This window comes from Novosphingobium hassiacum, from assembly GCF_014196055.1.
GTDB lineage: Bacteria > Pseudomonadota > Alphaproteobacteria > Sphingomonadales > Sphingomonadaceae > Novosphingobium > Novosphingobium hassiacum.
Map to the genome: position 1 here is coordinate 111,982 of NZ_JACICY010000006.1, position 24,787 is coordinate 136,768.

Consider the following 24,787-nt stretch of genomic DNA (forward strand, 5'->3'; position numbering starts at 1 on the left):
GAAGATTTCGAGACGATATTGCGTCCGTGTTACCGTCTGTCAGTAATCCTTGCTGACTTTTAGGTTCAGACTCTCGTCGCCGATCGTGGAAACCGTAGCAAGCAGCGCAAGCCAACGGGTGATACGGAATTCGACCGATGTGGCGCTGTAGCCACCGCCGTCGGTAACCAGTTCGACGAAGAACCGCCGCCCGATGTATTTGCCCACCGCGATGCTCGTACCTGCACCGATCGTGGGGTCGGCACCGACGATGCGCAAGCGATCGAGACCGATCGCGGCGCGCAGCTTGTTGATCGGATCGAGCCCCCCACCACCACGCAGCGAGGCGAGCGCAGAGGCGAGCTGGACGGCTTCGGGTGCGGATATCTGGGTGATCGAGCTGCCGAACAGCAGGCGGCTGAGGAGTTCTTCCTCCGGCAGCGCGGGCGTCGAGGAGAAGCCTATCACGGGCTTCGTGCCCGAACCGCTGATCGTTATCTTGGCACTGATGTTGTTGGCATCGCCTTCGGCCACGATGTCGAGCAGCGGGTCGATCGGCACTTCGCCGGTAAAGCGGATGCGGCCGCGCGACAATTCGAAGCGCTTGCCGGCAAATTCGTAGCCGCCGCGGACCAGATCGACCTGACCGAATATCTGCGGTGCCGCCGTGGTGCCGCGAATGCGCAGATCGGCACCCCATTCGCTGTCGAGGCCAAGACCGCGCACGTTGATCCGGTTTGCGCCGGACGCGTCGATCAGGAAGCGCCACGGTGCTGCGGGGACGCGTGCTGGAGCGGCGTCAGCGGGGGCGTTGATTTCGCGGGTCTTGATGGTCGGCAGTTCTGCAACGGCGCTGGCTTGGCCGAGCGCCCAGCGGGCGGTGTCTATGCTGACGCGGCCGGCAATCGTTCCGCCGACGCCGTCGCTGACGATGCGCAAGGGGCCAGTAACGGTCGCACCCATATCATCGCGGTTGACCAGCGCTGCATTGCGCGCGGCGATGCGCAAGTCGATCGAGGGTCCGCGCGTCGACAGATCGGCAAGGCCGATAGTGCCGCTACCGCTCACGCGGCCGCCATTGGGCGTTGTCCCGCTGAAGCGTGCGAGCGACAGGGTGGAATCACGGAACGTTCCGGCCATCTCGATCTGGCGCAGATCGGTGCCGGTAAGTGTGGACTGGATACGCAGCCCCTTGGACGACACCGCGCCCTGGATGACCGGAGCGGCAATCGTGCCACCGATGTCGGCGCGCACGCCCAGAGGGCCGGTGAGGTCGAAAACCTCGACCCCCGAGAGCCGCCACAGGGCTTCGGCGGGGCCGGAGTAGCGCAATTGTCCGGCGAGTTGGCCCGCCGACAGTCGGTCCATGACGCCGCCGCCCTTGGGCAATCCGCCGATGCGGGCCTGCAGGCGACCGCGAATGTCGCCGCCTTCGCGGATCACGGCGCGTGTCTGGACCGCGTCAGGATCGAGCCGGGCGACGAGCGCGAGATCTACCGGGCGCGAGGTCAGCACCAGGCCGGAACGCGAGAGGCCCTTGACCATCAGCGCGATGTTGCCCGACGGCGCGCCCTGTCCGTCGTTGGTGTAATCGACAATGCCCGACGCCACCCCGCCCAGGCCGAGATCGGCAATGACGATATCGACCACCGACAGCGGCATCTGCGAGAGCAAAACGCGCAGCTGAGTCGGCCCGCCGAGGATGTGGCCTTCGGCAATGACGATGCCGCGACCGAAACCGATTTGCGTCGGAGCCAGCTTCCAGCCCTCGCCGTCGCGCGTCAAAACGGCGCGGCGCGGCATGGAGACGCTGCGGCCGGCGTATTCGCCCGACACGAACGCCACGATCTGATCAGGTGCAAAGGCAGCGGTGCCTTGCAGCGCGAAGCGGGTGCCACGGCGGCCCGAGACCGAGGCAGTGACCGAACCGCTTCCATCCTGCAGATAGGCCGATGCCGCCAGCCGTCCGATGAACACCTTGCCCATGCCGATACCTTCGGCGAGCAGCGTGCCTTCGATCGTCGAGTGGCCATCCTTGATCAGGCCGGTCGCGTCGATCTTGGCATTGCCGATCGATAGCGGCTGCGTGCCACCGAACTTGGCGTTACGCGCGGTGATGTTGGCGTCGAAGCCCTGCCCGCCGTCGCGCGGAGCGAGCGCAACCGTACCGTCGAGGCCGCCGCCGGTCATCAGCAGTTGCCCGGCAACACCTGCATCACCCAGCGTGACGCCGCCGGTGATCGAGGTCTGCCACACCTTGAAGGTCTGGATGTCAATCCGCGTCGGGCCGCCTTGCGGCATGAACAGGCCGAGCGTTCCGGCAAACGGCCCGAGACGGGAATCGCCGCCAGTCTCAATGCGGAAACCATCATCGATCGGGGACAGCGCGACCCGGACATTCTTCAGCCCTGCAGCGGGTAGCGGGCTGTCGAAAACGAGGACCGCGTTGGGACCTGTGCCGGTCATCGCAGCCTCGACGGTGAACGCGCCGTACTCGGTGTGCCTCCCGCTGCCTGTCAGCGATGCCGTGCCGCCCGGCTGGACGCGGCCGTCGAGGACCATCTGCAGCTTGTTGGAATTGATCGTGGTCTTGCGGAAGATGACCGGGATGCTCTCGCCCAGCGCAATTCCCCCGGCAAAGCGCAGGTTACCGCCGGTCAGCGTCTGCAGCGTCGCGTTGGTGATCCGCGTCATGCGGCCTGCGACATTGGCCTGCAGCGTCCAAGGCACGCCGTCGCCGATCTTGAACACGATCTTGGCGTTGCCATCGACCGTGCCGAGGTTTTCGACCGCGAAGCCGCGCGCGGCAACGGGGCCAGCGAGCGCATAGCCTCCCCGAGCGATGTCGCCGCGCAACGCCAGTTGTGCCGCGAGCCCCTTGATCGCCAGCGAGAGATTGTCCGAGGTCAGCTTGTTCCCGGCGAGTACGAGGTCACCCGTCAGGCGACCGCCGGGAAAGCGTGGGTCGATCATCGGATTGCCGGTGGTAACCTTCTGCGCGGTCACGGCCAGCGGCAGGACGAAGCGTTCGCCGTCCCATGTCGCGGTTCCGGCGGTGCGCAGGCCTTGCGCATCGACCGCCCCAGCCTTGAGCCGGGCGACGGTCGCGACGTGCTCGATCGTCAGGTTGCGCATCGGCCCATCGATCGTCGCATCGAGCGCAACGCCAGCCATCTGGAAGGCGGGCAGGATGCGTTCGGGTCGGGTCACGCGCACTTTGACCTTGAGGTCTTCGGCGCGGTTGTCGACGAGGTCGAGTTTGCCTGTGGCGGCGGCTTTGAAGGCGTCGCCTGCCGTGCGCAATTGTCCGTCGAAGGCATTGTCGGCGAATGTGCCGTCGTAAAGCACGGACAGCGCTTGTCCCACGGCCTGACCCGGCATGCCGGCGAGCATCTTGCCGGGATAGGCTTGTCCCGCCAGACGATAGTTGCCCGAGCGATTGCCGAGCTGGAACGCGGCCAAGCGCTGACCGTCCTGCGTGGCATAGGCAAGGCCGTCCCAGTGCTTCCAACCGCCCGCACCGAACACGCGGGCTTTGACGTCGCTCTGCGCGCCCGCCAGCTTGGCGATCACGCCGTCCTTGGGTGAATCGTAGACCAGCCGCAGGTCGAACTTGTCGCGATCGGGTTCGCTGTCGAGGCGGAATACGATGACGTCACTGCCGCCACCGCCGCCACCGAAGCGACCGTTGACATTGACGATCGCGTGGCCGCCGCGAATGTCGGCGTTGGCGACGACATCGACGCGGCGCTTCTGTCCGGCCATGGCTTCGGAGACCGTCAGGTTGTCGATCACCAGCTTGTCAACGACGATGTCGAAATCGGGAAGGATCGGGGCGTTCTTGTCTTCGCTGGGGCGCAGGCGTGGCGCGCGGCGCAGTACGCCTCGGTGCAGCGCAAGCAGTTTTACGTCGAGCCCGCTTTTGAGCCACGACAGCGGTCGCCAGTCGAGCTCAGCCTCGGGCACGGTCATGAACACGCCCTCGGGATCGCTGACGCGGATATCGCGCAAGCTGGCCGCACCGTAGATCGAGCCGTCGATCCGGCCGATCTCGATGCGCAGACCCGAGCCCGGCGTGATAGCCGCGATGCGGTCTGCCACGAGGCGATGGCCGAGCGAGGAATCGAGCACCAGCAACGCGGCTAGCAGCAAACCGACAACCGCGATCAGCGCGATCGCAACGCGCCTGCCGAGGCCACGCGCGATCTGCGAACGGCGCGAGCGCTGCGGCGTGACGGGCACTTCGGGTTCGGTGATCGGCAGGTCGCCCATCAAAATGCCTGACCCAGCGCGACGTAGACGCCGATGCGGCTATCACCCTTCGACGGATTGAGCGGCGTGCCGACGTCGATGCGGATTGGCCCGAAGTTGGTCTGGTAGCGGATGCCGACGCCGACGCCGATCTTGAGGTCGTTGAATTTCGGCGTAGTGGTGGTGTCGACTGCACCTGCATCGACAAACGGGACGACGCTCACAGCGCCACCGAGCAGACCAGTCTTTACGCGGGCTTCGAGCGAGAATTCGGTCAACGCGCGGCCGCCGCTCGGCTCGTTGAGAGTGTCTCGCGGGCCGATCTGCTGGAATCCGTAGCCACGCACCGATCCGCCACCACCGGCGTAGAACCGGCGCGACGGCGCGATGTTCTCAATCGCGGTGCCGACAATCGTGCCCAGGCGGACGCGGCCAGCGATGACCAGATTATCGCCGGTCGGCTGGTAGTAGCTGGCATCAAGTTGGGCCTTGCCGTAGCTCGACTTGACGCCGTTCTGCACCGAAATTTCAGGCGAAACACGCAGGCCGACACGGAAGCCGCGCTGCGGATCGAGCAAGCTGTCGCTGCCATCGTAAGCCGCGCGCAGCGGGATTGCGCCGATGAAGTAGGTGGTGCGCGGTTCGTTGGCGCGGATCGCGGCTGCGTCCCGCTCACGCGTGGCGAGAATTTCGAGGCCGCCAGCGAAGATCCACGGTTTCTGGAACAGCAGCGTGGTCTGACGCTCCAGACCGACCAGCGCCGATATCGTGAGCGCCTCAAACGCCGGGCTTTGCTGGTTGCGCGCGTAGAGGTCGGCGTTGAGCAGCAGATCGCGCTTCATGAAGTTATTGCGGCGGAAAGTAACGCCGGCAAGCTGCTCTTGCGTACCCGCAACGCCGCGTACGCGCAGCAGGCCCTCGGGCGGGAAGAAGTTGCGATGCTCCCACGAGGCTTCGACGCGGAAGCCTTCGCCGCTCGAATAGCCGACAAGGCCTGCGATCGTGCGCAAGGGGGCCGGGGTCAGGCCGACGTCGACATCGACCGTTCCCGGATCGCGACCCAGCGGCTTCTTCGCTTCGCGGGTTTCGACGGTGACCGAGGAGACCAAGCCAGTGGCGAGGATCGCCTGGCGCAAGTCGTCGATTTCTGACCGCTTGTAGAGATCGCCCGAGTCGAACCGCGCGATGAGGTCGAGGTGCTTCGAGCTGAGGAACTTCTCGAGCGAGGAGTTGACCTTGCCGATCTGGTAGGTGCCGCCCGGCATGACCGGAACGGTCAGATCGCCCTCGCGCCGTTCGTGGTCGATCAGCAGATCAGGTTCATCCACCTTGGCAAAGGCATAGCCGGTTTCGCCAAGCGCGTTTTGGAGGTTCACGCGCTCGGTAACGATGCGGTCGGAATTGATCGCATCGCCCGGGTTGAGCTTGAACGCCCCGCGCAGGGTCTGGAAATCCGGGCCGGTCGAGGCAAGGTCGCCGAATGCGATCTGGCCGAAGTGGTATTGCGGTCCTGGCTGGAGGTCGAAGCGCACGACCACTTTCTCGACATCGATCGGAGCAGGGGTGTCCGTCGCAGCGGCAGCGGGCGCGGACAGGCCGCCGAGCGACTGATAGACTTGGGCATCATAGTAACCGTGGATGCGTAGGATATTGATCAGCAGCTCGCGATCGGTGCGCGCGCGGCGCACGATCTGGGCAAGGTTGTCCTCGTCGTCATCGAACGACTTGAGCGCCGACAATCCGGCAAAGCGCGCGACGATCGCGTCCTTTTCGGCGATCCCCTCTGCCCCCGGCGGAAAGGCGACCTCGACCTGCTTGCCGACCTTGGCGATGTCGGCGTCGGCCCGGCGAGAGGACCTGCCTGAGTCCGCTTCTTCCTGACCCGGAAGCGCATTCACCGCGGCGTCAGTAGTCTGTTCGGCAACGTCGATATCGGGGTCCGGCGTCAGGGACTCGATTTTCGGCAGTTCACTGCCGTCGGGCCAGGCGATTGTGATGCCGGGCAGATCGGGCAGCGGAGCGTCGGGTGCGATTCCGTCATCGGCCTCGGCGGGCGGAACCACTGTCCGCGCAGCCTCGGTATCGACGGCCCATGCATCGGGATTTTCCATCGCCGAATCCGGGATCAGCGCCTCAAGTTCCTGATCTGCCTGCTTCGATTGGGCGAATGCCTGCGCGGGAAGGCAGAGCACCAGCAGCGTGGCAATGACGCGAACCAGCGGGCGATCAGACGTGCGCGTAGCGTTCCTGCGCGCCGTGTACCCCATCCTTGAGACTGCCTTCGGGCGCAGCAGATCCGTCAGAGCCCTGCCGGGCAGTGACGGCGCGTCCGATGGCACTGGCCTGTTCAGAAGGTTCGAACCGTTCCCAGCCATCGCGGCCCAGTTTCTCCATCGGCCGGTAGCGCACCTTGTATTGCATGCGCTCCGATCCTTCGACCCAGTAGCCGAGGTAGACGTACGACAGCCCGACGCGAGCAGCACGCTGGATATGGTCGAGGATGATGAAAGTGCCAAGCCCGGACCGCGTCTCATGTTGTGGATCGTAGAAACTATAGATCATCGAGAGCCCGTCGCCTTGCTCATCGGTCAGGCACGCCCCTACGAGCTTTCCCGGCGAGCCGTCTACGGTCGGTTCCCTGTATTCTATGACAAAACTCTTCACGGGAGAATGTTCCACCATGTCCGCGAAATCCATCTCGTCCATGGTTGCCATCCCGCCTCCCGGATGGCGCACGGCGAGATAACGCTGCAACAGCTCGAACTGTTCCGGCGTAGACCAAGGTCTGCAAACATTTACGACAAGGTCGCTGTTGCGCTTCCAGATGCGCTTCTGTGTCGACGATGGGCGGAACTCTTCGGTGACCACGCGGACAGATACGCAGGCCGTGCATCCGACGCAGCTGGGGCGGTAGGCGACGGTCTGACTGCGGCGAAATCCGATGCGTCCCAGCGCGTCGTTCAACTCGTCGGAATTGGGGCCTTTGAGTTCAGTGAACACCTTGCGTTCGCTGCGTCCGGGAAGATACGGGCACGGCGATGGGCTGGTTACGAAGAAGCGCGGGAAACGTACGGGCGCGGTCACGGGGTGCAGCTGCCTCCTGATGCCAGACGATCCGGCATGTCGGAGATGACAATGCCTCAGGCCATTCATTCCTGAAAGCCCCATTAACCATGGAGCATCACCTTACCGGCACCCCATTCTGCTCGGGATCGGGGTTTTACCGACAGGAATTACCGCCGGTCCGGATACAGGACAGTGCGCAAGCCAAAAGTTAACGCAGCAGCATCAGCCCAGTTCGACCTGCTCGACGTGATAGCCCTTCGACCGCAGGCCCGAAACGAGCCGCTCGATCTGCTCGCGATCGCGGGCCTCGCATTCGATCTCGGCGGTAAGTCCCTTGGCGGGCAGAGTCGTAAAGATGCGCTGATGCCACACTTCGAGAATGTTGACCTGGTGGCGGTTGAATTCCTCGACCACCTTGAACAATGCGCCGGGGCGATCCTGCAACGTGATCCGCAACCGACCGAGCCTGCCCGAGCGCGCCAGATCGCGAAGCAGCACGTTGGCGAGCAGGCGTGTGTCGATGTTGCCACCGCACAGCACGACGCCGACATTGCGACCGACGAACATCTCGCGATGGCGCATCAGTGCGGCAAGGCCTGCAGCGCCCGCGCCTTCGACCACGGTCTTTTCGATCTGCAACAACAACGCCACCGCGCTCTCAAGCGCCGGTTCATCGACCAGCACGATATCGTCGACGATCGCGGCGAGAACCTGTGAGGTAAACTGCCCAGGCTCCTTGACCGCAATGCCCTCGGCCAGCGTGTCGCCGCCACAGGGCATGTCGAGCCGCTTGAGCTTGGCGAACATCGATGGGAACAGTTCTGCCTGTACGCCGATCAAGCCGATGTCGGGCTTGATCCCGCGCGCAGCGGTGCCCATACCCGAAAGCAAGCCGCCGCCGCCGATCGGCACGACCAGCATGTCGATTTCGGGTGCATCTTCAAGCATTTCGAGCGCGACGGTACCCTGCCCCGCCGCCACATGCGGATCGTCGAACGGATGCACGAAAGTCAGCCCGAGTTCTGCTTCCAGCTTGCGCGCATGCGCATAGGCTTCGTCGAAAGTCTCGCCTTCGAGCACGACTTTGCCGCCGACCGCCTCGGTCTGCATGATCTTCACCGTCGGCGTCGTCTTGGGCATCACGATGGTGACGGGCATGCCCAACCGCGTGCCATGGTACGAAAGGCCTTGGGCGTGATTGCCTGCCGACGCCGCGATCACGCCGCGCGCGCCTTGCTCAGCCGTCAGTTGCATCAGCGCATTGAGCGCGCCGCGCTCCTTGTAGGCTGCGGTAAACTGGAGGTTTTCAAACTTTAGCCAGATGTTCGCACCCGTGATGGCGCTCAGGGTCTTGCTGTACAATGTAGGCGTGCGCACTACGTGGCCAGCAATTCGCTCAGCCGCCGCACGAACATCGGCGAGGGTCAGCAGGTCGGTGGCCTGCACGGCGGGCTTCAAAGCGGCGTTTTCCATTGCCGCGCCCTAACGGAAACCTGCACGTAAGGGAACCTCAAGCTTGGTCTGGTACAGACGCTTTCGCGGCGATTGCGCGGAACAGCAACACCGGGCCGAGCGCGACAAGGATTGCGAGGCTATCGGCCACCCAGTCGCGCCAGTCCGAATCCCGGTGCAATTGTGGAATGGCCTGCATCACCTCGATACCTGCGCCGACAGCAGAGAGCCACAGCGCCGCCTGTAGCAGCGACTTGCGCGGCCATCCGCTGCCGGCGAGCACGGTGAGCGTGAAGAACGCCAGCATGTGCGCGAACTTGTCGCCCAGGTCGTCGATCGGCAGCGTGGGTGGCTTGGGAACCACCGCCATGACGAGCGCGAACGCCAGAGCGGGCCAGAATGCCAGCCGGGCAAGGCGCGATAGGGTGTCGATCAGTCTCTGCATCGGGCATGCTCATGCAACGGCGCCAACCGGCTGGCAAGCCAACAGCAGGGCTGGCACTGCCGCCCAAACCCGATATGAAAGCAGGTATGACAGATCAGACTCCCAAAGCTTCCGCCCCCGCAAACGTCTCCTTCCTTGGCCTTGGCACGATGGGCGGCGCGATGGCCCGCCACCTCGGCAATGCGGGCCACCACCTGACGATCTACAATCGCTCACCAGCACGCGCAGAAGCGTGGCAGGCGGCCAATCCCGGCATAACGGTGCGGGTTGCGACCAGCCCCGCCAACGCTGCCGAAGGCGCAGATGCGATAATCACCTGCGTGGGCAACGACGACGATCTGGCCGACGTCGTGCTCAGCCCGAACGGTGCGTTCTCCAGCCTGAAGCGCGGCGCGCTGTACATCGACCACACCACCGTTTCGGCGCGGATCGCCCGCCAGATCGCAGTAGAGGGTCGTGACAAGGAGCTGCTGTGCGTCGACGCGCCGGTCACCGGTGGGCAATCGGGTGCGGAGGCAGGGACGCTTGCCATCATGTGCGGCGGGAGCGCCAAGGCGGTCGATGCGGCACGCCCGATTCTGGAGGCCTATGCCAAGCGCGTGGTCCATGTGGGCAAGTCGGGCGCGGGGCAGACCGCCAAGATGGCCAACCAGATGTGCATCGCAGGCGCGCTGGCGGGATTGTCCGAGGCGATCCGCTTCGCCCAGATCGCGCACCTCGATCTCGACAAGGTGTTCGAGGCGATATCGGGAGGCGCGGCGCAATCGTGGCAGATGGACAACCGCTTCCACACGATGGCCAAGGACGAATTCGACTTCGGTTTCGCGATTGACTGGATGCGCAAGGACCTGGGGCTGGCGATGGACGAAGCGCGCAATCTGGGAGCGAGCGTACCGGTCACCGCGCTGGTCGACCAGTTCTATGTCGACGTGCAGGCCATGGGTTACGGGCGCGAGGACACGAGCGCACTGATCCGCCGACTGCCACGCCGCAAGGCTGGCAAATGAGCATCGCCCGCACCACCATAGCTGCACTGCTGCTGACCGTATCAGCCCCGGCGCTTGCCGATACCCTGGTCGATAACGTGCGCGGATCGACGATCACCTCTGGCGGTCAGGTCGAGACGTTCACCGGACTGCTGTTCGACGACGCAGGTACGATCGTGCGCGTGATCCACGCGGGTGACAAGAAGCCCAAGGCCCGCAAGGAATATCAGTACCACATCGACGGCAAAGGCCGCGTCATGCTGCCCGGCATGATCGACGCGCACGCGCATGTCATGGGCATGGGCTTTGCCGCGCTGACGCTCGACCTGTCAGATACCACTTCGCTGCAACAGGCACTCGACCGGATCCGCACATTCACTGCCGAGCACACGGATCGCCCGTGGATCATCGGCAGCGGCTGGAACCAGGAATCGTGGAAGCTGGGCCGCTACCCCACTGCTGCAGAACTCGATGCCGTGACCGGCAATCGCCCGGTCTGGCTCGAGCGCGTCGATGGGCATGCAGGCTGGGCCAACAGCGCCGCGCTCAAAGCGGCGGGCGTCACGGCATCGACTAAGGATCCGGTCGGCGGCAAGGTCGAGCGCAATGCCGATGGCAGCCCGCAGGGCATATTGGTCGATGGCGCAATGGCGCTGGTTGCCGCCCGCCTGCCTGCGCCACGCCCCGAGGATCGCGACACCGCGCTCGCCACGGCGCAGCAACTGCTGTTCAAGCGCGGCGTGACTGCGGTGGCCGATATGGGCACGACGATTGAAGACTGGCAGGCCTATCGTCGCGCAGGCGATGCCAACCGACTTTACGTGCGGATCATGGCTTATGCTGCCGGTGTCGACAACATGACACTGATCGGTGGTCCGGGGCCTACGCCTTGGCTCTATCAGGACCGTTTGCGGATGAACGGGGTGAAACTTTACCTCGATGGTGCGCTGGGCTCTCGTGGGGCGTGGCTCAAGACACCGTATGCGGATGCGCCGGGTACGCGCGGCCTGCCGCAATTAAGCCAGACGCAGCTTGGCAACCTGATGAGCCGCGCTGCGCTCGACAATTTCCAGGTCGCGGTACACGCGATCGGGGACGAGGCCAATGCGACCGCGATCGGCGCGATCGAGGACCTGGCGGCGACCTACAAGGGTGACCGGCGCTGGCGTATCGAACACGCGCAGATCGTCGATCTCAAGGACTTCGCGCGCTTCGGGCGCAGCGGGGCCATTGCTTCGATGCAGCCTGTGCACGAGACTTCAGACCGGATCATGGCAGAGGCGCGGCTGGGACCGGACCGGCTGGCCGGAGCCTATGCGTGGAAATCGCTCAAGGATGCAGGTGCGCGGCTGGCGTTCGGCTCGGATGCGCCGGTCGAGGCGGCCGATCCGTGGGCGGGTCTTGCCGCCGCGATCAGCCGCGAGGGGTCTGACGGGCAACCGGCGGGTGGCTGGCAGGCGCAGGAGCGGCTGGACCGTGCGAGTGCGCTGGCGGGTTACACAACCGGCGCTGCCTACGCGGCCTTTGCCGAAACGAAATTCGGCAGGCTGGCACCCGGCCTACGCGCTGACTTCATCCTGGTCGATACCGATCCGCTGACTGCCAGCCCCGCACAGATCCGCGCGACCCGTGTGGTCGAAACCTGGGTCAACGGTGGCCGTATCTGGTCTGCCGAGGAAAAGCCGGAAACCACATCGAACAACAGGCGTTAAAACCGCCGACGCGGAAGGCTGCGGTCCGGCACCGGATCGAGGCTGCGTTGCAAGGTCCGTACGCTGCTGCCGACGGACCTTGGGGCTTCCCAAAGTGGTCATGCCAGTACCAAGACATTTCGAAACGGGGGCTGCGGCCCCCGTTTCTTATGGCAGCAGGGGCGGACGTTCACCGACAGGCACAACCATGTCGTTATCCGTCTCTTCCTCAGCCTTGCGCTTGGCATCGGCCGATTCGGTAAAACGCATGACGATGAGCGTGCCTTCGAACAGGAACAGCAGCGGGATCGCGAGCATGAGCTGGGATACCACATCGGGCGGCGTTGCCACGGTCGCAACCGCAAAGATCACCACAATCGCATAGCGCCGCGCCCGTACCAGCTGATCGCGACTCACGATCCCGGCGCGGTTGAGCAGCATCAGCAGCACTGGCAGCAGGAAACTGATCCCGAAGGCGAGGATGAACTGCATCACCAGGCTGAGATAGTCACCGGTACCGGGCAGTGCCTCAAGCTGCAGACCGCCCTTGTTGCCCTCAAACCCGAGGAACCACTTGAACGCGGTCGGCATCACGATGAAATAGGCAAGGCTCGCGCCCATCGTGAACAGTACGGGCGTGGCCAGCAGGAACGGCAGGAACGCGCGCTTTTCCTTGGCATAGAGCCCCGGCGCGACAAATGCCCACAGCTGGTTGGCGATCACCGGGAAGCTGATGAAGAACGCCGCGAACATCGACACTTTCAGCTCGACGAAGAACGCCTCGTAAAGCTTGGTGTAGATCAGTTTGCCCTGCCCCGGCGGGAAGGCGTGGACCAGCGGCTGGGCGAGGATCGCAAAGATATCGTCGGCAAAATACATGCAGATCGCAAAGGTCACCGCGAGCGCATAGACACAGCGCAGCAGACGGGTGCGCAGTTCGAGCAGGTGATCGAGCAGCGGGGCCTGGCTCTCGTCGATGTCGTTGATCATGGCTGGAGGCCACCGGGGACCGGTGCAGGCGCGCTTGCCGGGGTCTCCTCCAGTTTGGTCTCGGGCGGCATCGGACCGATCATCACGGGATCGTTCTGATCCTCGGCAGCGGCAGGGGTCTGGCCGTGCTCGGCCGCTTCCTGCTGCGCGGCCGTCTCACGCATGATGCGTTCGTTCTGCTCTTTCCACTTGCGCTCCATCTCTTCCATTTCCGCTTCGCGGATCATGGTTTCGATTCCGGAGCGGAAGTGATTGGAAACGCGCCGCATCTTGGCGACCCACCGCCCTGCGGTGCGCAGCGCCATCGGCAGGTCTTTCGGGCCGATCACGACGATCGCCACGATGACCAGCACCAGCAGTTCGGAAGCGCCGATGTCGAACACGGCTGATGGTCCCTAGCGGACTTGCGAAGTTTTGATCACTTCGTCTGATCGGTGGAGGTCGGCTGCGTCACGGACTGTGCGGGCGCGGGGGGCACCTGCTGCTGCTGGATCTGGGCAGGCGGGGGCGGGACCGGCTGGTTGTCTTCGTCATGCATGCCCTGCTTGAAGCTTTTGATGCCCTTGCCGAAATCGCCCATCATCTCGGAGATGCGGCCACGGCCGAACAGCACCAGCACGACCAGCGCAAGAACGATCAGGTGCGGAAGGGAAAGACCACCCATGTCACTAACTCCATTGCGCCCATCGGGCGACACGAAACCCTAGATAGGAATTCCGATTGCGCCTGACCAGCCTTAGCCTGCTGCAGATCGCACGTCGCGGCCTTATTCGTCCTGATCATCAGGCGGATCAGCCGTTCCCGTGTCCTCGTCGTCGCCTCCCGTCAAGACCGCAAACGCATCGTCCACCGGGTCCAGCAGCCCGGCCGCGCGCAACTCATCGATTCCGGGCAGATCCCGCCGCGATTCCAGACCGAAGTGCGTGAGAAATTCGGGCGTCGTCGCGTAGATCGTCGGGCGGCCCGGCACCTCGCGGCGGCCCGCGATGCGAATCCACCCGGCTTCGAGCAGCACATCGAGCGTGCCCTTGGCGGTCTGCACGCCCCGGATCGCCTCAATTTCGGCGCGGCTAACGGGCTCATGATAGGCGATGATCGCCAGTGCTTCGGTCGCCGCGCGCGACAGGCGCCGCGGCTCATGCCTGTCGCGGCGGAGCAGGTGCGCAAGATCGGGCGCGGTCTGGAAATGCCAATACCCGCCGCGCTCGACCAGTTGGACCCCCCTCCCCGCATAATCCGCCTGCAAGGCCGCGATGCTCGGCCCGATATCCACGCCGCCCAGATGCGCCGAAATCTCGTGCAAGGTCATCGGCTGCTCGGCAGCAAACAGCGTCGCCTCGACCGCGCGGGAAAGTTCGTCTGGCGGGGTCATGCTCGCACCGGGCGGAGCATCAGCGGCGCGAAGGCTTGAGCCTGCGAGAGTTCGGCTTTGCCCTGTTTAGCGAGTTCCAGTGCCGCAACGAAGCTCGATGCCAATGCTGACTTGCGCAAGGCCGGATCGGAATCGGGTGGGAGGAATGCGCGCAGATCGGTCCAGTCGAGCGCAACGCCAAGCAATTGCGCAACGCGGGTCAGCGCTGCGTCGAGTGTCATCACCATACGGTCGCGGACCATGTGCACGACCGGCTGATTGCGCTGCCTGATCGCGCCATAGGCCTGGATCAGCGCAAACGTATCGCATTGCCACAAGGATTTGCGTTCGATGCGCAGGCCCTCGGGCGCGCCGCGTACGAACACGTCACGGCCAACGCGATCGCGCGCCATCAGCCGCGCGCCAGCTTCGCGCATCGCGCCCAAGCGCTGCAGCCGCAATTGCAGCTTGAGCGCGAGTTCCTCGGGGCTGGGCTGGACGTCGGGATCGCGCGGCAGGAGCAGCAGCGACTTGAGGTAGGCGAGCCAAGCCGCCATGACGAGGTAGTCCGCCGCCAGTTCGAGCTTCAGCGCGCTCGCTCGCTCGATGTAGCCGAGATATTGATCGACAAGTTCGAGGATCGAGATCTTGCGCAGATCGACCTTCTGCCGCCGCGCCAGATCGAGCAGCAGGTCGAGCGGGCCTTCCCAGCCGTCGAGCTCAAGATAGAGCGCGGCATCGCCGGTATCTGCAGAAGCAACGCCATCCCACGCATCGTCACCTGAAAACAGGGCGGGCATGGCCGCGCTTTCGATCACGCCAGTTCCAGAAGTCGGTCGCGCATGGCCAGAAGCACTGGCTGGTCGGACATGTCGGCAGGTCCATCGAACGACGCGGTCGGTGCAAGCGCGCGTTCCAGTCGCTCCCCAGTGCGCGCGGTCATCGACGACAGCGCCTTGGCGATCCCGACCATGTCGTCCATCTTGGCCCAGCAGTTTAGCGCGACGTCGCAGCCTGCGATTTGTGCTCTTGCCGCGCGTTCGGGCACAGTGCCGCCAAGCGCCTGCATGTCGAGATCGTCCGTGAGCAAAAGGCCTTCGAAGCCTATGCTCTTGCGGATGATCTCGTCGATCACGAAAGCGGAATGGGTTGCCGGATTGTCGGCGTCCCACGCGGTGAAGCGGACGTGCGCGGTCATCGCGATGCTTGCGTGGCGTAGCGTGCGGAAGGGGGCAAGATCGAGCGCGAGGTCCTCCGCTGTGGCGGTTACGGTAGGCAGTTCCTTGTGGCTGTCGACCAGCGCGCGGCCGTGGCCGGGCATGTGCTTGACCACGCCGGCGACGCCTGCGCGTGCAAGACCATCGAGCGTCGCGCGGCCAAGGGCTGCGACGCGCATCGGCTCTGCGCCCAGTGCGCGGTCGCCGATCACATCGTGCGCGCCGGGCTGACGAACGTCGAGCAACGGCAGGCAATCGACGCTGATTCCGGCCTCGGCAAGGTCCAGACCGAGCGCGTGGCCATTGAGACGCGCAGCCTCGATCGCGCTGGCGGGCGCGATTTCATAAAGGCGGTCGAAGCGTTCGCCCGGCGGGTAGGCATCCCACACCGGCGGCTTCATCCGCGCAACGCGGCCGCCTTCCTGGTCGATGCAGATGAAGGTGCGCGCCCGTCCGTGAAGCGCGCGCAGTTCGTCGGTCAGCGCGCGAACTTGCGCGCGGCTTTCGACGTTGCGCCCGAACAGGATGTAGCCCGCCGGATCGGCATCGCGGAAGAACGCGCGTTCGTCGTCAGTCAAGGACAGGCCGGACAGCCCGAAAATCGCCGGAAGCATGGGGCTGGAATCGCGGATTTGCGGCTTTTTGGCAAGCGCGGCACGAGGGACGGCGGGGGAAAAGGTTCAAGCAGGAAACGCCTCATCCCGGGTCAAGCCCGGGATGACGAACCAATTTGACCTGACCTATATTCCTCGTCGCCCCGGACTTGATCCGGGTGAGGCTGTGCCCTTACCTTAGCGCTTGACCTGGCACTTGAGCCCGCCGGCCTGCAACTTCTGGCACAACGTGCTGGCTGACGAGAGGTCCGCCGAAACCGCCTGCAGGCGATAGACGGTGCCGATATCAGCCTTGCCCTCGACCACGCGGTGCGACAGGCCCTTCAGCGCTTCGTGATTGACGGTCAGCTTGTTCCAGGCTGCTTCGGCCGAAGCGTTGGACGAAAACGCACCGATCTGGACACCGACGCCGCCAGTGACAGCAGGAGCCGAAGGTGCGCCCGCGCTGGGCTTGGCCGAAGGGCTGGCTGCAGGTGCAGGCGAAGCCGACCCGGCAAGGTTTGCCGCAGGCTTGTCGCCTTCGCTGACCTTGAAGCTCGAATCTCCGGTCCCGGCGAAGGTCTTGCCGCCCGGATCCTTGGGCGCGACCTTGTAGGGTTCCTTGCTCGCCTCGATCAGGCTGCCATCGGCGTTGGCAGGCGTGCTGGATCGATTGGTAGCGTACCAGATGCCACCGATCAGCGCGGCGAGCACGATCAGGCCCATCACGGCAAGGCCGATCAGGCGGCCCGAGCCGCTGCCTTCCTCGTCGTATTCGCCATCGTCGACGCTTTCGAGCCAAGGCAGACGCTCTTCATCACCCAAGGCCAGGCGCTCGCCCGCGACTTCGGTACCGTCGACCGCTGCCGAATGCATTTCCGACGTCACGTCGAAGGGCTTGCCTGCGCCGTTGTCCTGACCGTCCCAGGAATTCTGATCGTCTTGACCGCTCATGTGCGTAACCCTGCCCCGTTAACTCTGATATTACAGCTCTTGCGCGGCTTCTACACCCAGCACGGCAAGGCCATTCTTCACTACCTGCCCGATTTGCGCGGCAAGGAAAAGCCGCGCTGCAGTCAATGCGGAGTCATGTGCCACAATGAACCGCTTCTCGGGCCGGTCATTGCCCAGATTGTAGTAGGAGTGGAAGCCCGAGGCGAGATCGTTCAGATAGAACGCGATCCGGTGCGGCTCGCGCGCGACGGCGGCGGCTTCGACCATACGCGGGAATTGCGCCGCCAGCTTGACCAGCGCCAGCTCTTCCTCGCCCAGAAGCTCGAGGTTTTCAGCCGATGGCGCAAAGCCCTCGGCGGCACCCTTGGCGATGTTACGGCAGATCCGCGCGTGGGCATACTGCACGTAGAACACCGGGTTGTCCTTCGATGCCTCGACCACCTTGGCGAAGTCGAAATCCATCTGCGCGTCGGGCTTGCGCGTCAGCATGGTGAAGCGCACGACGTCCTTGCCGACTTCGTCCACCACGTCGGACAGCGTGACGAAATTGCCCGACCGCTTCGACATCTTCACCGGCTCGCCATCGCGGAGAAGCTGGACCATCTGCACCAGCTTGACCTCGAACGGCTTTGGAGCCGCACCGTCCGCGCTGGTCAACGCCGCGACAGCAGCCTTGATCCGCTTGACCGTGCCGGCATGGTCCGCACCCCAGATGTCAACCAAGGCGTCGGCGTTCTGCGCCTTCTGGAAGTGGTACGCCAGATCCGCGCCGAAGTACGTCCACGCCCCGTTCGACTTCTTGATCGGACGGTCCTGATCGTCGCCGAACTTGGTCGAGCGAAACAGAGGCAGTTCAACCGCTTCCCAATCCTCGATCGTCTTGCCCTTTGGCGCTTCGAGCACGCCGTCGTAAATCAGGTCGTGCGCGCGCAGGAACGCCTCGGCCGCATCGACCTTGCCCGAGGCCTGGAGCTCTGCCTCGGACGAGAACAGGTCATGACGGATACCAAGCGTGGCAAGATCGGTGCGGATCATGTCCATCATCGCCGCGACCGCGCGAGCTCGGAACAACAGTAGCCAATCGGCCTCCGGCGCATCGACGTACTTGTCGCCGAATTCGGCCGCCAGCACCTGCCCGACGGGCACGAGATAGTCGCCCGGATACAAGCCTTCCGGGATCGCGCCGACATCGTGGCCGAGCGCCTCGCAGTAACGAATGTGCGCCGACCGCGCGAGCACATCGACCTGCGCGCCGGCATCGTTGACGTAGTATTCCTTGATCACCTTGTGCCCGCTGTAGGCGAGCAGGTCAGCCAGAGCGTCGCCGACCACCGCGCCACGGCAGTGCCCCATGTGCATCGGTCCGGTCGGATTGGCCGAGACGTATTCGATATTGACGACCTTGCCGCCACCCATCGTCGAACGCCCGTAGTCCGCCCCCGCCGAGGCGATCAACGCGAGTTCACCGCGCCAGGCATCGTCGGTCAGCCGTAGGTTGATAAAGCCCGGCCCGGCGATCTCAGCCGAGACAACGCGCGGTTCCTTCTCAAGTTCGGCAACAAGCAGCGCGGCCAGCGCACGCGGGTTGGTGCCCGCAGGCTTGGCCAGGACCATCGCGGCGTTGGTCGAGAGGTCGCCGTGCGCGGGGTCACGCGGGGGCTCGCAGGTCACCGCGCCTCGGTTCAGCCCGGCAGGCAGCGTGCCCCCGGCTACCAGCGCCTCGAGCGCAGCGTCGATTACCCGAGCGAAGTCGGCATGGAGATTGATAGGGCCATCGGTCATGGCCGCGCGGTTAGCGGAACTGGGGCGAAAGCGAAAGGTGGATGATGCGCCGCTTACCTGCGCACGTTGTACTGCAGTTGCGCGTCGGTCAGCTGAAAGCCGACCAGCAGCTCGAAGTTGGCGCGGGCCAGCGCCGCCTTCACGTCGGGCTGCGACAGCGGATCGACCGCCGCATCCTCGTCACCGGGGCGGCGCTTGCGCGAGATGCGCTTGACGATCTCTTCGGGCAGTGCGGCCTCGGCCTTCTCGACATAGGCTGCTGCCTGGCCCTTCGCCGAAGCGCGGTCCTGTCCGTCGGCGAATTCGAGCACGACCTTGCCGACGCGCTTGGCGACGACGACGTTGCCACCACGCACCACGGTCGAGAAGTAGGGCAGTTCGACACGGCGCGCGCCACGTGTGTCGGTGCGGCGTGCCAGCACGTCGAAGCTTGCTTGCGAATAGAGCTTTTCGCCATCGGTGCATTGCGCGCGGACATTGGTGAGCGAGGCGACAATGTCGATCGCAGCCGAATCGGTGCGTCCCGGAGCCGAAAACATGGTGACGTCGCCAGTATAGTCAGGCACGCCGACACGCGGGCACGGATCGCGCAGCGCAGTAACACCGACCGCATCGTCAACCACCAGTTCGCCACGCTTGCCGCCACAGGCCGAAAGCGCCAGCGCCACGACCAGCGGAGCGCCCAGTAGTGCGAGGCGGCGGGCGGATGCGATCATGGGCGGTCATTCCTCGGGCAAAATGCAGGTTCGTTCGCGGCGTAACACCGCTTTGCGGGCCACCTCTACCCACCACAACGCTTTTCGGCAATGGCAGGTCGGCGCGCTTGCTGCTAAGGGCCGCCCGATGAACGCCAGCTTGCCATTAAGTGCCCCGTCGGGGGATTCGCTCCGCCTGCTCATCGCCGCACCGCGCGGCTTCTGTGCGGGCGTCGACCGCGCGATCGAGATCGTCGAGCGGGCGATCGAACGCTATGGCGCGCCGGTCTACGTGCGGCACGAAATCGTGCACAACAAGTTCGTCGTCGATGGCCTCAAGGCCAAGGGCGCGGTGTTCGTCGAGGAATTGACCGAAGTTCCCGATGGCGCGCCGGTGGTGTTTTCCGCACACGGCGTGCCCAAGCTGGTGCCGCAGACCGCGACCGCGCGCGGACTCGACTGGCTCGACGCCACCTGTCCGCTGGTCAGCAAGGTCCATCGCCAGGCAGAGCGTCAGGTCGAAGCGGGACGCCACATCCTGTTCATCGGTCACAAGGGCCATCCCGAAGTGATCGGCACGATGGGCCAGGTGCCCGAAGGCGCGATCACGCTGGTCGAAACGGTGGACGATGTCGCGGCCCTGCCGTTCGGAGAAGACGCGCAGCTCGCTTTTCTGACGCAGACCACGCTATCGGTCGATGATACGGCGGATATCGTGGCCGCCCTGCGCGCGCGGTTTCCGCAGATGACCGGCCCGAAAGCCGAGGACATCTGTTACGCGACCTCCAACCGGCAGGCGGCGGTCAAGGCGATTGCGCAGGATTGCGACCTGCTGCTGGTGATCGGTGCGCCCAACAGTTCCAATTCTCTGCGGCTGGTCGAAGTGGCCGAGCGGCTGGGGACGCCCTCGCGCCTGATCCAGCGCGCGAACGAGATCGAGTCGGCGTGGCTCGACGGAGTCAAGACGCTGGGCTTGACCGCAGGCGCATCGGCCCCCGAGGTGCTGGTGCGCGAGGTGGTCCAGCGGATCGGTGAGTTGCGCACTGTGACCGAGGAAACCGTGACCACTGCCGAGGAAAAGATGGTGTTCAAGCTGCCCCGCCAGCTGATCGACTGAGGAAGCGTCGTGGCAGTTTATACGCAGATCGGTGCCGAGGCGATGGCCGCGCTCATCGCTGAGTTCGACGTCGGGCAACTGGTTTCGGCCAAGGGCATCGCCGAGGGCGTCTCGAACAGCAACTGGCTGCTCGAGACGACTGGCGACGGCGCGGGTGGCACGCGCTTCATCCTGACGATGTACGAATTCCGCATCGAACTGGACGACCTGCCCTACTTCCTCTCGCTGCTCGATCACCTTGCCGCCAAGGGCTGTCCGGTGCCGCGCACGATCCATGACCGCGATGGCGCGTTGTACCGAATGCGCCCCAACCCTGACGGAGAGCTCAAGGCGTTGGCGCTGATCGAATTTCTGCCGGGCGTTTCAGTCAGTGATCCCACTCCGGCGCAGGCCCGCGCGGTCGGTGCGGCGCTGGCGGGGATGCACACGGCGGCTTCGGATTTTGCCGGCACCCGCGACAACGCCATGGGCCTTGCCGAATGGCAGCGCCTGTTCGACGCGTGCGGGGCGGATGGCTTGGCGCAGATTGATCCCCACCTGGCGAGCCTTGTCACCGAACACCTGCCGCAAGTTGCCGCCGCATGGCCGACCGATCTGCCGACATCGGTGATCCACGCCGATCTGTTTCCCGACAACGTGCTGATGCTGGGCGACAGGGTTACCGGCCTGATCGACTTCTACTTCGCCTGCAACGACCTGACCGCCTACGATGTCGCGGTGACTCACGCGGCGTGGTGTTTCGACGACAGTGGGCGCAACTTCCGGCCCGATCTGTCGTCCGCGCTTCTCGAAGGCTATGAATCGCTGCGCCCGCTGTCACCGCAGGAACGCGCCGCCCTCCCTCTGCTTGCCCAAGGCGCGGCGCTGCGCTTTACCGCGACCCGCGCTTACGACTGGCTCAACACGCCTGCCGACGCATTGGTCACGCGCAAGGACCCGATGGCCTTCGCGCGCCGCCTGCAATTTTACGCTGACAATCAGGACATCTTTGCATGAAGCACGTCGAAATCTTCACCGACGGCGCATGCAAGGGCAATCCCGGCAAGGGCGGCTGGGGCGCACTGCTGCGCATCGGCGACAAGGAGCGCGAACTATCGGGCTCGGAGAAGCTGACCACCAACAACCGCATGGAACTGATGGGCGCAATCCGCGCGTTGGAAGCGCTAAAGGAGCCGTGCAAGGTCACCCTCCACACCGATAGCAAATACGTGCTCGACGGCATCACCAAGTGGATCTTCGGCTGGCAGAAAAAGGGCTGGAAGACCGCCGACAACAAGCCGGTCAAGAACGAAGACCTGTGGCGCGCGCTCGTCGACGCCGTCCGCCCGCACAAGATCGAATGGGTGTGGGTCAAAGGGCATGATGGGCATCCGGAGAACGAACGCGTGGACAAGCTGGCGAGCGACGCGGCGGTGGCGGCCTGAGGGCTATCGGCCCCTATCCACCCGCCCCTCGTGGTCGCATCCGCTTCCCCTCGTCGTCGCATCCCCTCCCACCAAATCGTCGCATCCCCTCCTACGAAATCGTCGCATCCCCCTCCCCCCATCGTCGCCCCGGGCTTGACCCGGGGTGAGGCTGCCCTTTTTCGCGCAGAGATCGCAAAGAGCGCAGAGAACGATGTTCGCAGGGAGAGGCAGAGCGACAAGACAGAGATCGTGCAGTTCTCTGCGTTCTCTGCGGTCTCTGCGGTCTCTGCGCGAAAAAACACTTTTCACGTCGGCCGCAAAGAAGAGCCTCACCCCGGATCAAGTCCGGGGCGACGATAATGGCAGGTTTAATCCGTTGGGATGGGGGTGCTCAACCCGTCGTCGTATCCACCACCTCAGCCGCAGGCCCGTTCTTCAAAATCGACTCTATCGCATTCTTCGCGCCGGCCTTGCTCGAATAGCCTTCGGTCCAGAAGATGCTCTCGGCGTTGTAGCAGAAGTAGGCGACGAATTCGCCGGACTTGTTCTTGCGGATTTCGAAACGGTGCGCCATCGCGGGTTCTCCTCCAGACAGATCGACGGTGTGAGGCTATCACGAGATCCACGCGATGCCAGCAACAAACTGGTCCTATCCGGCGGTAGAAAACCGCGCGGGCGTGTAGACCGTGGCGTCGATGTCAGCCGTTAGGTCGTCGCGCGGCAGGCCGAGCAGAAGTTGCGCGGCAAGGCGCGCGGCAGCAGGGGCGGTCTGGATACCGAAGCCGCCTTGGCCTGCGAACCAGAACAATCCTGCAACGTCAGCGTCATAGCCATAGACCGGCAGCCGATCCGGCGCGAAGGAGCGCAAGCCGGCCCAGCGGCGCTCGACTGCGGCGATTTTCCAGTCGACGACCTGTTCGAAGCGGTCGATGGCGATGGCGACGTCGAGTTCCTCGGGCGCGGCATCGCGTGCGACGTCGGGAATTTCGTCATGCGGGGACAGCCACAGCCGCCCGCCTTGCGGCTTGAAGTAGAAGTCCTCGTTGATCCCCAGCGTCAGCGGAAGACTATCGTCAGGCGCGGGATCGGTACTCAACTGAACAACCGTCCGCCGCAATGGCGCGATGCCGAGCGCACGGGTACCTGCCCGCGTCGCAACCTCATCGGCCCATGCCCCGGCGGCGTTGGCGAGGATCGCGGCCTTGGCCTCGCCCCCGTTCCACGCGATCCGCCAACCCTGCCCTTCGCGCTCGATGATCTCGACCCGCGCCCGCACGCGCAGCACCGTGCCTGTGCGCTTTGCCGCCTTGAGGTAATGCTGATGGAGCCCCGCCACATCGATGTCGGCGCATAGCGGTTCCCACGCGCCGATGATCCAGTCAGGGCGCAACCCCGGCACCCGCGCTTCCAGGGCCGCGCGGTCCTGCAGGTGCAGCGTGGCTCCCAGCGCCTGAAACTTTGCGATAAACGCTTTGACCTTGTCACGGTCCTGCGCTTTGCCGATGTTCAGCCCGCCACGCGGAGAAAGATACCCACCCTCGCGCAAGAACGTGCCGGATGCCTTGGTCAGCGGGAACACCCCCGGCCCGCCGTAGGTCTCTTCCCAGAACGCCGCCGAACGGCCGGTGGTATGATATCCCGGTGCCTCTTCCGCCTCGACCAGCAACACGCGCGCGTGGGGCGCGCATTCGGCGGCAAGGCTCGCGCCTGCCATACCCGCGCCGATGATCGCGACGTCGAACGTTTCGCTCACGAAGGACCATCCTGAGCGACGGGCGGCGCAAGGCGGTCGAGGAAGTCATCGATCGTCTGCAGCACCTTGTCGCGCACCGGATCAGCCTCGCGCAGCAGTTCGTGGCGCGCCTCCTGGCCCCAGGTCATCAATTGCGCGCGCGGCAGGCGCCGGGCGGCGCGCTCGATCGCCTTCCACGAAACCAGCCCGTCGAAACGCGCGGCGAGCAGCAGCACGGGCACATCCACCGCTTCGAGCAAGCCCGGCCGATCAAGTTCGAGCATCGATGCATAGCCGCGTTCGACCCACCGCCAGCTACCCGGTCCCATGCCGAGGAATGGTCGTGCGGTCTTCCAGTATGTTTCGTCGTTGTACCGTTCGAGGTCGTGAGTGAGCAATGTGCTGCGCGCGGCGACGCTCGTGCCGGGCTTCTCACTGGTCTTCCAGGCGACACGTTCGGGATCACCGAATCGGCACATCGTTTGCGCCACCTTGTGCAGCAGCCGATTCGGCCCCGGCGTAAGGAATCCGAGCATCGGAGCGCTGAGCACGACCGCGACAGGGTTAATGCGCTGCTCCGCAACAGCACGTAAGACGAGGTGTCCGCCCATGGAATGGCCGACGATCACATGGGGTGCTGGCGTGGCTTCGATCCAGTCTTTCCAGAACGCAGCCAGATCATCGAGCCATACCGAAAAGTCGCTGATATGCCCAGTCAAGGGATCGGCTGTGAGCCTGCCCGAACCAGCCTGCCCGCGCCAGTCTAGCGCGCTGACACGCCACCCTTCGCGATGCCAGTAATCGAGCGATTCCAGATATTTCTCGTAGAAGTCTCCGCGCCCGGGCAGGAACAGCAGCGAGCCGCGCGGAGGTATTTGCGGGTCCTCGTCCGGCACGCCGGGCCAGTCGATGCGGCGGATCGGCTGGCTGTCCGCAGCGGTCCAGAAACCTTCTGTAGCTGAGGCGGGAATCGCGCGCCGGTCCACCGCCTTCACCGTGCCGAAATCCATCCCGCGTCGTCTCCGCATGACGCTTATCCGCGCCAAGGTTTGGTTACCGTTTGGTAAGTGATTGTCCCGT

At 64.6% G+C, this 24,787-nt stretch carries 22 protein-coding genes; 5 read left to right on the top strand and 17 right to left on the bottom strand.

Going from position 1 to position 24,787, the window contains the following annotated elements; translation table 11 throughout:
- Positions 1-39: 39 nt before the first annotated feature.
- The 5 genes from GGQ88_RS13135 to GGQ88_RS13155 all read right to left on the bottom strand — a co-directional run bounded on the left by GGQ88_RS13135 (position 40) and on the right by GGQ88_RS13155 (position 9,193).
- On the bottom strand, positions 40-4,251 hold the full coding sequence (locus GGQ88_RS13135) for a translocation/assembly module TamB domain-containing protein (RefSeq protein ID WP_183613892.1): 4,212 nt from the start codon (positions 4,249-4,251) through the stop codon (positions 40-42).
- Positions 4,251-6,497: an autotransporter assembly complex protein TamA gene (locus tag GGQ88_RS13140; RefSeq protein WP_183613893.1), complete on the bottom strand. Its 2,247-nt coding sequence runs from the start codon at positions 6,495-6,497 to the stop codon at positions 4,251-4,253. The genes GGQ88_RS13135 and GGQ88_RS13140 overlap by 1 nt, the downstream gene beginning before the upstream one ends.
- Positions 6,457-7,314 carry an arginyltransferase gene (locus GGQ88_RS13145; protein WP_183613894.1) on the bottom strand — a complete coding sequence of 286 codons (858 nt, stop codon included), beginning with the start codon at positions 7,312-7,314 and terminating at the stop codon, positions 6,457-6,459. The genes GGQ88_RS13140 and GGQ88_RS13145 overlap by 41 nt, the downstream gene beginning before the upstream one ends.
- A 204-nt stretch (positions 7,315-7,518) precedes the next feature.
- Positions 7,519-8,769: a threonine ammonia-lyase gene (locus GGQ88_RS13150; RefSeq protein ID WP_183613895.1), complete on the bottom strand. Its 1,251-nt coding sequence runs from the start codon at positions 8,767-8,769 to the stop codon at positions 7,519-7,521.
- Between the two features lie 37 nt (positions 8,770-8,806).
- A complete protein-coding gene (locus GGQ88_RS13155; protein ID WP_183613896.1) occupies positions 8,807-9,193 on the bottom strand; it encodes a VanZ family protein in 387 nt (128 codons plus the stop codon).
- A gap of 86 nt (positions 9,194-9,279) precedes the next feature.
- On the opposite strand from GGQ88_RS13155, the gene GGQ88_RS13160 reads away from it, so the two are divergent.
- Both GGQ88_RS13160 and GGQ88_RS13165 read left to right on the top strand, forming a co-directional pair.
- Positions 9,280-10,200, top strand: a complete 921-nt coding sequence (locus GGQ88_RS13160; RefSeq protein WP_183613897.1) for an NAD(P)-dependent oxidoreductase — start codon at positions 9,280-9,282, stop codon at positions 10,198-10,200.
- Positions 10,197-11,891, top strand: coding sequence for an amidohydrolase (locus GGQ88_RS13165; protein WP_183613898.1), 1,695 nt, complete (start codon positions 10,197-10,199; stop codon positions 11,889-11,891). The genes GGQ88_RS13160 and GGQ88_RS13165 overlap by 4 nt, the downstream gene beginning before the upstream one ends.
- 147 nt (positions 11,892-12,038) lie before the next feature.
- Here GGQ88_RS13165 and tatC read toward each other — a convergent pair whose 3' ends face one another.
- The 9 genes from tatC to GGQ88_RS13210 form a co-directional block, all read right to left on the bottom strand.
- On the bottom strand, positions 12,039-12,860 hold the full coding sequence (tatC, locus tag GGQ88_RS13170) for a twin-arginine translocase subunit TatC (protein WP_183613899.1): 822 nt from the start codon (positions 12,858-12,860) through the stop codon (positions 12,039-12,041).
- On the bottom strand, positions 12,857-13,243 hold the full coding sequence (gene tatB / locus GGQ88_RS13175; RefSeq protein ID WP_183613900.1) for a Sec-independent protein translocase protein TatB: 387 nt from the start codon (positions 13,241-13,243) through the stop codon (positions 12,857-12,859). The genes tatC and tatB overlap by 4 nt, the downstream gene beginning before the upstream one ends.
- 35 nt (positions 13,244-13,278) lie before the next feature.
- Positions 13,279-13,524, bottom strand: coding sequence for a twin-arginine translocase TatA/TatE family subunit (locus tag GGQ88_RS13180; RefSeq protein WP_183613901.1), 246 nt, complete (start codon positions 13,522-13,524; stop codon positions 13,279-13,281).
- A gap of 102 nt (positions 13,525-13,626) precedes the next feature.
- Positions 13,627-14,232, bottom strand: a complete 606-nt coding sequence (gene scpB / locus GGQ88_RS13185) for an SMC-Scp complex subunit ScpB (RefSeq protein WP_183613902.1) — start codon at positions 14,230-14,232, stop codon at positions 13,627-13,629.
- Positions 14,229-15,011 carry a segregation and condensation protein A gene (locus GGQ88_RS13190; RefSeq protein WP_183614048.1) on the bottom strand — a complete coding sequence of 261 codons (783 nt, stop codon included), beginning with the start codon at positions 15,009-15,011 and terminating at the stop codon, positions 14,229-14,231. Before GGQ88_RS13190 ends, scpB begins: the two co-directional genes overlap by 4 nt.
- 14 nt (positions 15,012-15,025) lie before the next feature.
- A complete protein-coding gene (nagZ, locus tag GGQ88_RS13195; RefSeq protein ID WP_183613903.1) occupies positions 15,026-16,042 on the bottom strand; it encodes a beta-N-acetylhexosaminidase in 1,017 nt (338 codons plus the stop codon).
- Positions 16,043-16,219: 177 nt separating this feature from the next.
- Entirely contained in the window at positions 16,220-16,975 is a 756-nt protein-coding gene (locus GGQ88_RS13200; protein ID WP_183613904.1) for an SPOR domain-containing protein, read from the bottom strand.
- A gap of 30 nt (positions 16,976-17,005) precedes the next feature.
- Positions 17,006-18,757: an arginine--tRNA ligase gene (argS, locus tag GGQ88_RS13205; protein ID WP_183613905.1), complete on the bottom strand. Its 1,752-nt coding sequence runs from the start codon at positions 18,755-18,757 to the stop codon at positions 17,006-17,008.
- A gap of 53 nt (positions 18,758-18,810) precedes the next feature.
- Positions 18,811-19,473 (bottom strand): hypothetical protein, encoded by a 663-nt coding sequence (locus GGQ88_RS13210; RefSeq protein WP_183613906.1) that lies wholly within the window; start codon positions 19,471-19,473, stop codon positions 18,811-18,813.
- Positions 19,474-19,600: 127 nt separating this feature from the next.
- Here GGQ88_RS13210 and ispH point away from each other — a divergent pair, with 127 nt between their 5' ends.
- From ispH to rnhA, 3 genes are read left to right on the top strand one after another with little or no spacing between them, the layout of a single operon-like run.
- On the top strand, positions 19,601-20,569 hold the full coding sequence (ispH, locus tag GGQ88_RS13215; protein WP_183613907.1) for a 4-hydroxy-3-methylbut-2-enyl diphosphate reductase: 969 nt from the start codon (positions 19,601-19,603) through the stop codon (positions 20,567-20,569).
- A gap of 9 nt (positions 20,570-20,578) precedes the next feature.
- Positions 20,579-21,565 (top strand): homoserine kinase, encoded by a 987-nt coding sequence (gene thrB, locus GGQ88_RS13220; RefSeq protein ID WP_183613908.1) that lies wholly within the window; start codon positions 20,579-20,581, stop codon positions 21,563-21,565.
- Positions 21,562-21,993 carry a ribonuclease HI gene (gene rnhA / locus GGQ88_RS13225; RefSeq protein WP_183613909.1) on the top strand — a complete coding sequence of 144 codons (432 nt, stop codon included), beginning with the start codon at positions 21,562-21,564 and terminating at the stop codon, positions 21,991-21,993. The genes thrB and rnhA overlap by 4 nt, the downstream gene beginning before the upstream one ends.
- A gap of 373 nt (positions 21,994-22,366) precedes the next feature.
- On the opposite strand, the gene GGQ88_RS13230 is transcribed toward rnhA, so the two are convergent.
- The 3 genes from GGQ88_RS13230 to GGQ88_RS13240 form a co-directional block, all read right to left on the bottom strand.
- On the bottom strand, positions 22,367-22,549 hold the full coding sequence (locus GGQ88_RS13230; protein ID WP_183613910.1) for a YegP family protein: 183 nt from the start codon (positions 22,547-22,549) through the stop codon (positions 22,367-22,369).
- A gap of 75 nt (positions 22,550-22,624) precedes the next feature.
- A complete protein-coding gene (locus GGQ88_RS13235; protein ID WP_183613911.1) occupies positions 22,625-23,728 on the bottom strand; it encodes an FAD-dependent oxidoreductase in 1,104 nt (367 codons plus the stop codon).
- A complete protein-coding gene (locus GGQ88_RS13240; RefSeq protein ID WP_183614049.1) occupies positions 23,725-24,717 on the bottom strand; it encodes an alpha/beta hydrolase in 993 nt (330 codons plus the stop codon). The genes GGQ88_RS13235 and GGQ88_RS13240 overlap by 4 nt, the downstream gene beginning before the upstream one ends.
- Positions 24,718-24,787 lie beyond the last annotated feature (70 nt).

Bases quoted from the DNA above. Each gene is read 5' to 3' on its own strand.
- GGQ88_RS13135 (WP_183613892.1), bottom strand. From the start codon at position 4,251: ATGGGCGACCTGCCGATCACCGAACCCGAAGTGCCCGTCACGCCGCAG.
- GGQ88_RS13140 (WP_183613893.1), bottom strand. From the start codon at position 6,497: ATGGGGTACACGGCGCGCAGGAACGCTACGCGCACGTCTGATCGCCCG.
- GGQ88_RS13150 (WP_183613895.1), bottom strand. From the start codon at position 8,769: ATGGAAAACGCCGCTTTGAAGCCCGCCGTGCAGGCCACCGACCTGCTG.
- GGQ88_RS13155 (WP_183613896.1), bottom strand. From the start codon at position 9,193: ATGCAGAGACTGATCGACACCCTATCGCGCCTTGCCCGGCTGGCATTC.
- GGQ88_RS13160 (WP_183613897.1), top strand. From the start codon at position 9,280: ATGACAGATCAGACTCCCAAAGCTTCCGCCCCCGCAAACGTCTCCTTC.
- GGQ88_RS13165 (WP_183613898.1), top strand. From the start codon at position 10,197: ATGAGCATCGCCCGCACCACCATAGCTGCACTGCTGCTGACCGTATCA.
- tatC (WP_183613899.1), bottom strand. From the start codon at position 12,860: ATGATCAACGACATCGACGAGAGCCAGGCCCCGCTGCTCGATCACCTG.
- GGQ88_RS13180 (WP_183613901.1), bottom strand. From the start codon at position 13,524: ATGGGTGGTCTTTCCCTTCCGCACCTGATCGTTCTTGCGCTGGTCGTG.
- scpB (WP_183613902.1), bottom strand. From the start codon at position 14,232: ATGACCCCGCCAGACGAACTTTCCCGCGCGGTCGAGGCGACGCTGTTT.
- GGQ88_RS13190 (WP_183614048.1), bottom strand. From the start codon at position 15,011: ATGCCCGCCCTGTTTTCAGGTGACGATGCGTGGGATGGCGTTGCTTCT.
- nagZ (WP_183613903.1), bottom strand. From the start codon at position 16,042: ATGCTTCCGGCGATTTTCGGGCTGTCCGGCCTGTCCTTGACTGACGAC.
- GGQ88_RS13200 (WP_183613904.1), bottom strand. From the start codon at position 16,975: ATGAGCGGTCAAGACGATCAGAATTCCTGGGACGGTCAGGACAACGGC.
- argS (WP_183613905.1), bottom strand. From the start codon at position 18,757: ATGACCGATGGCCCTATCAATCTCCATGCCGACTTCGCTCGGGTAATC.
- GGQ88_RS13210 (WP_183613906.1), bottom strand. From the start codon at position 19,473: ATGATCGCATCCGCCCGCCGCCTCGCACTACTGGGCGCTCCGCTGGTC.
- ispH (WP_183613907.1), top strand. From the start codon at position 19,601: ATGAACGCCAGCTTGCCATTAAGTGCCCCGTCGGGGGATTCGCTCCGC.
- rnhA (WP_183613909.1), top strand. From the start codon at position 21,562: ATGAAGCACGTCGAAATCTTCACCGACGGCGCATGCAAGGGCAATCCC.
- GGQ88_RS13230 (WP_183613910.1), bottom strand. From the start codon at position 22,549: ATGGCGCACCGTTTCGAAATCCGCAAGAACAAGTCCGGCGAATTCGTC.
- GGQ88_RS13240 (WP_183614049.1), bottom strand. From the start codon at position 24,717: ATGGATTTCGGCACGGTGAAGGCGGTGGACCGGCGCGCGATTCCCGCC.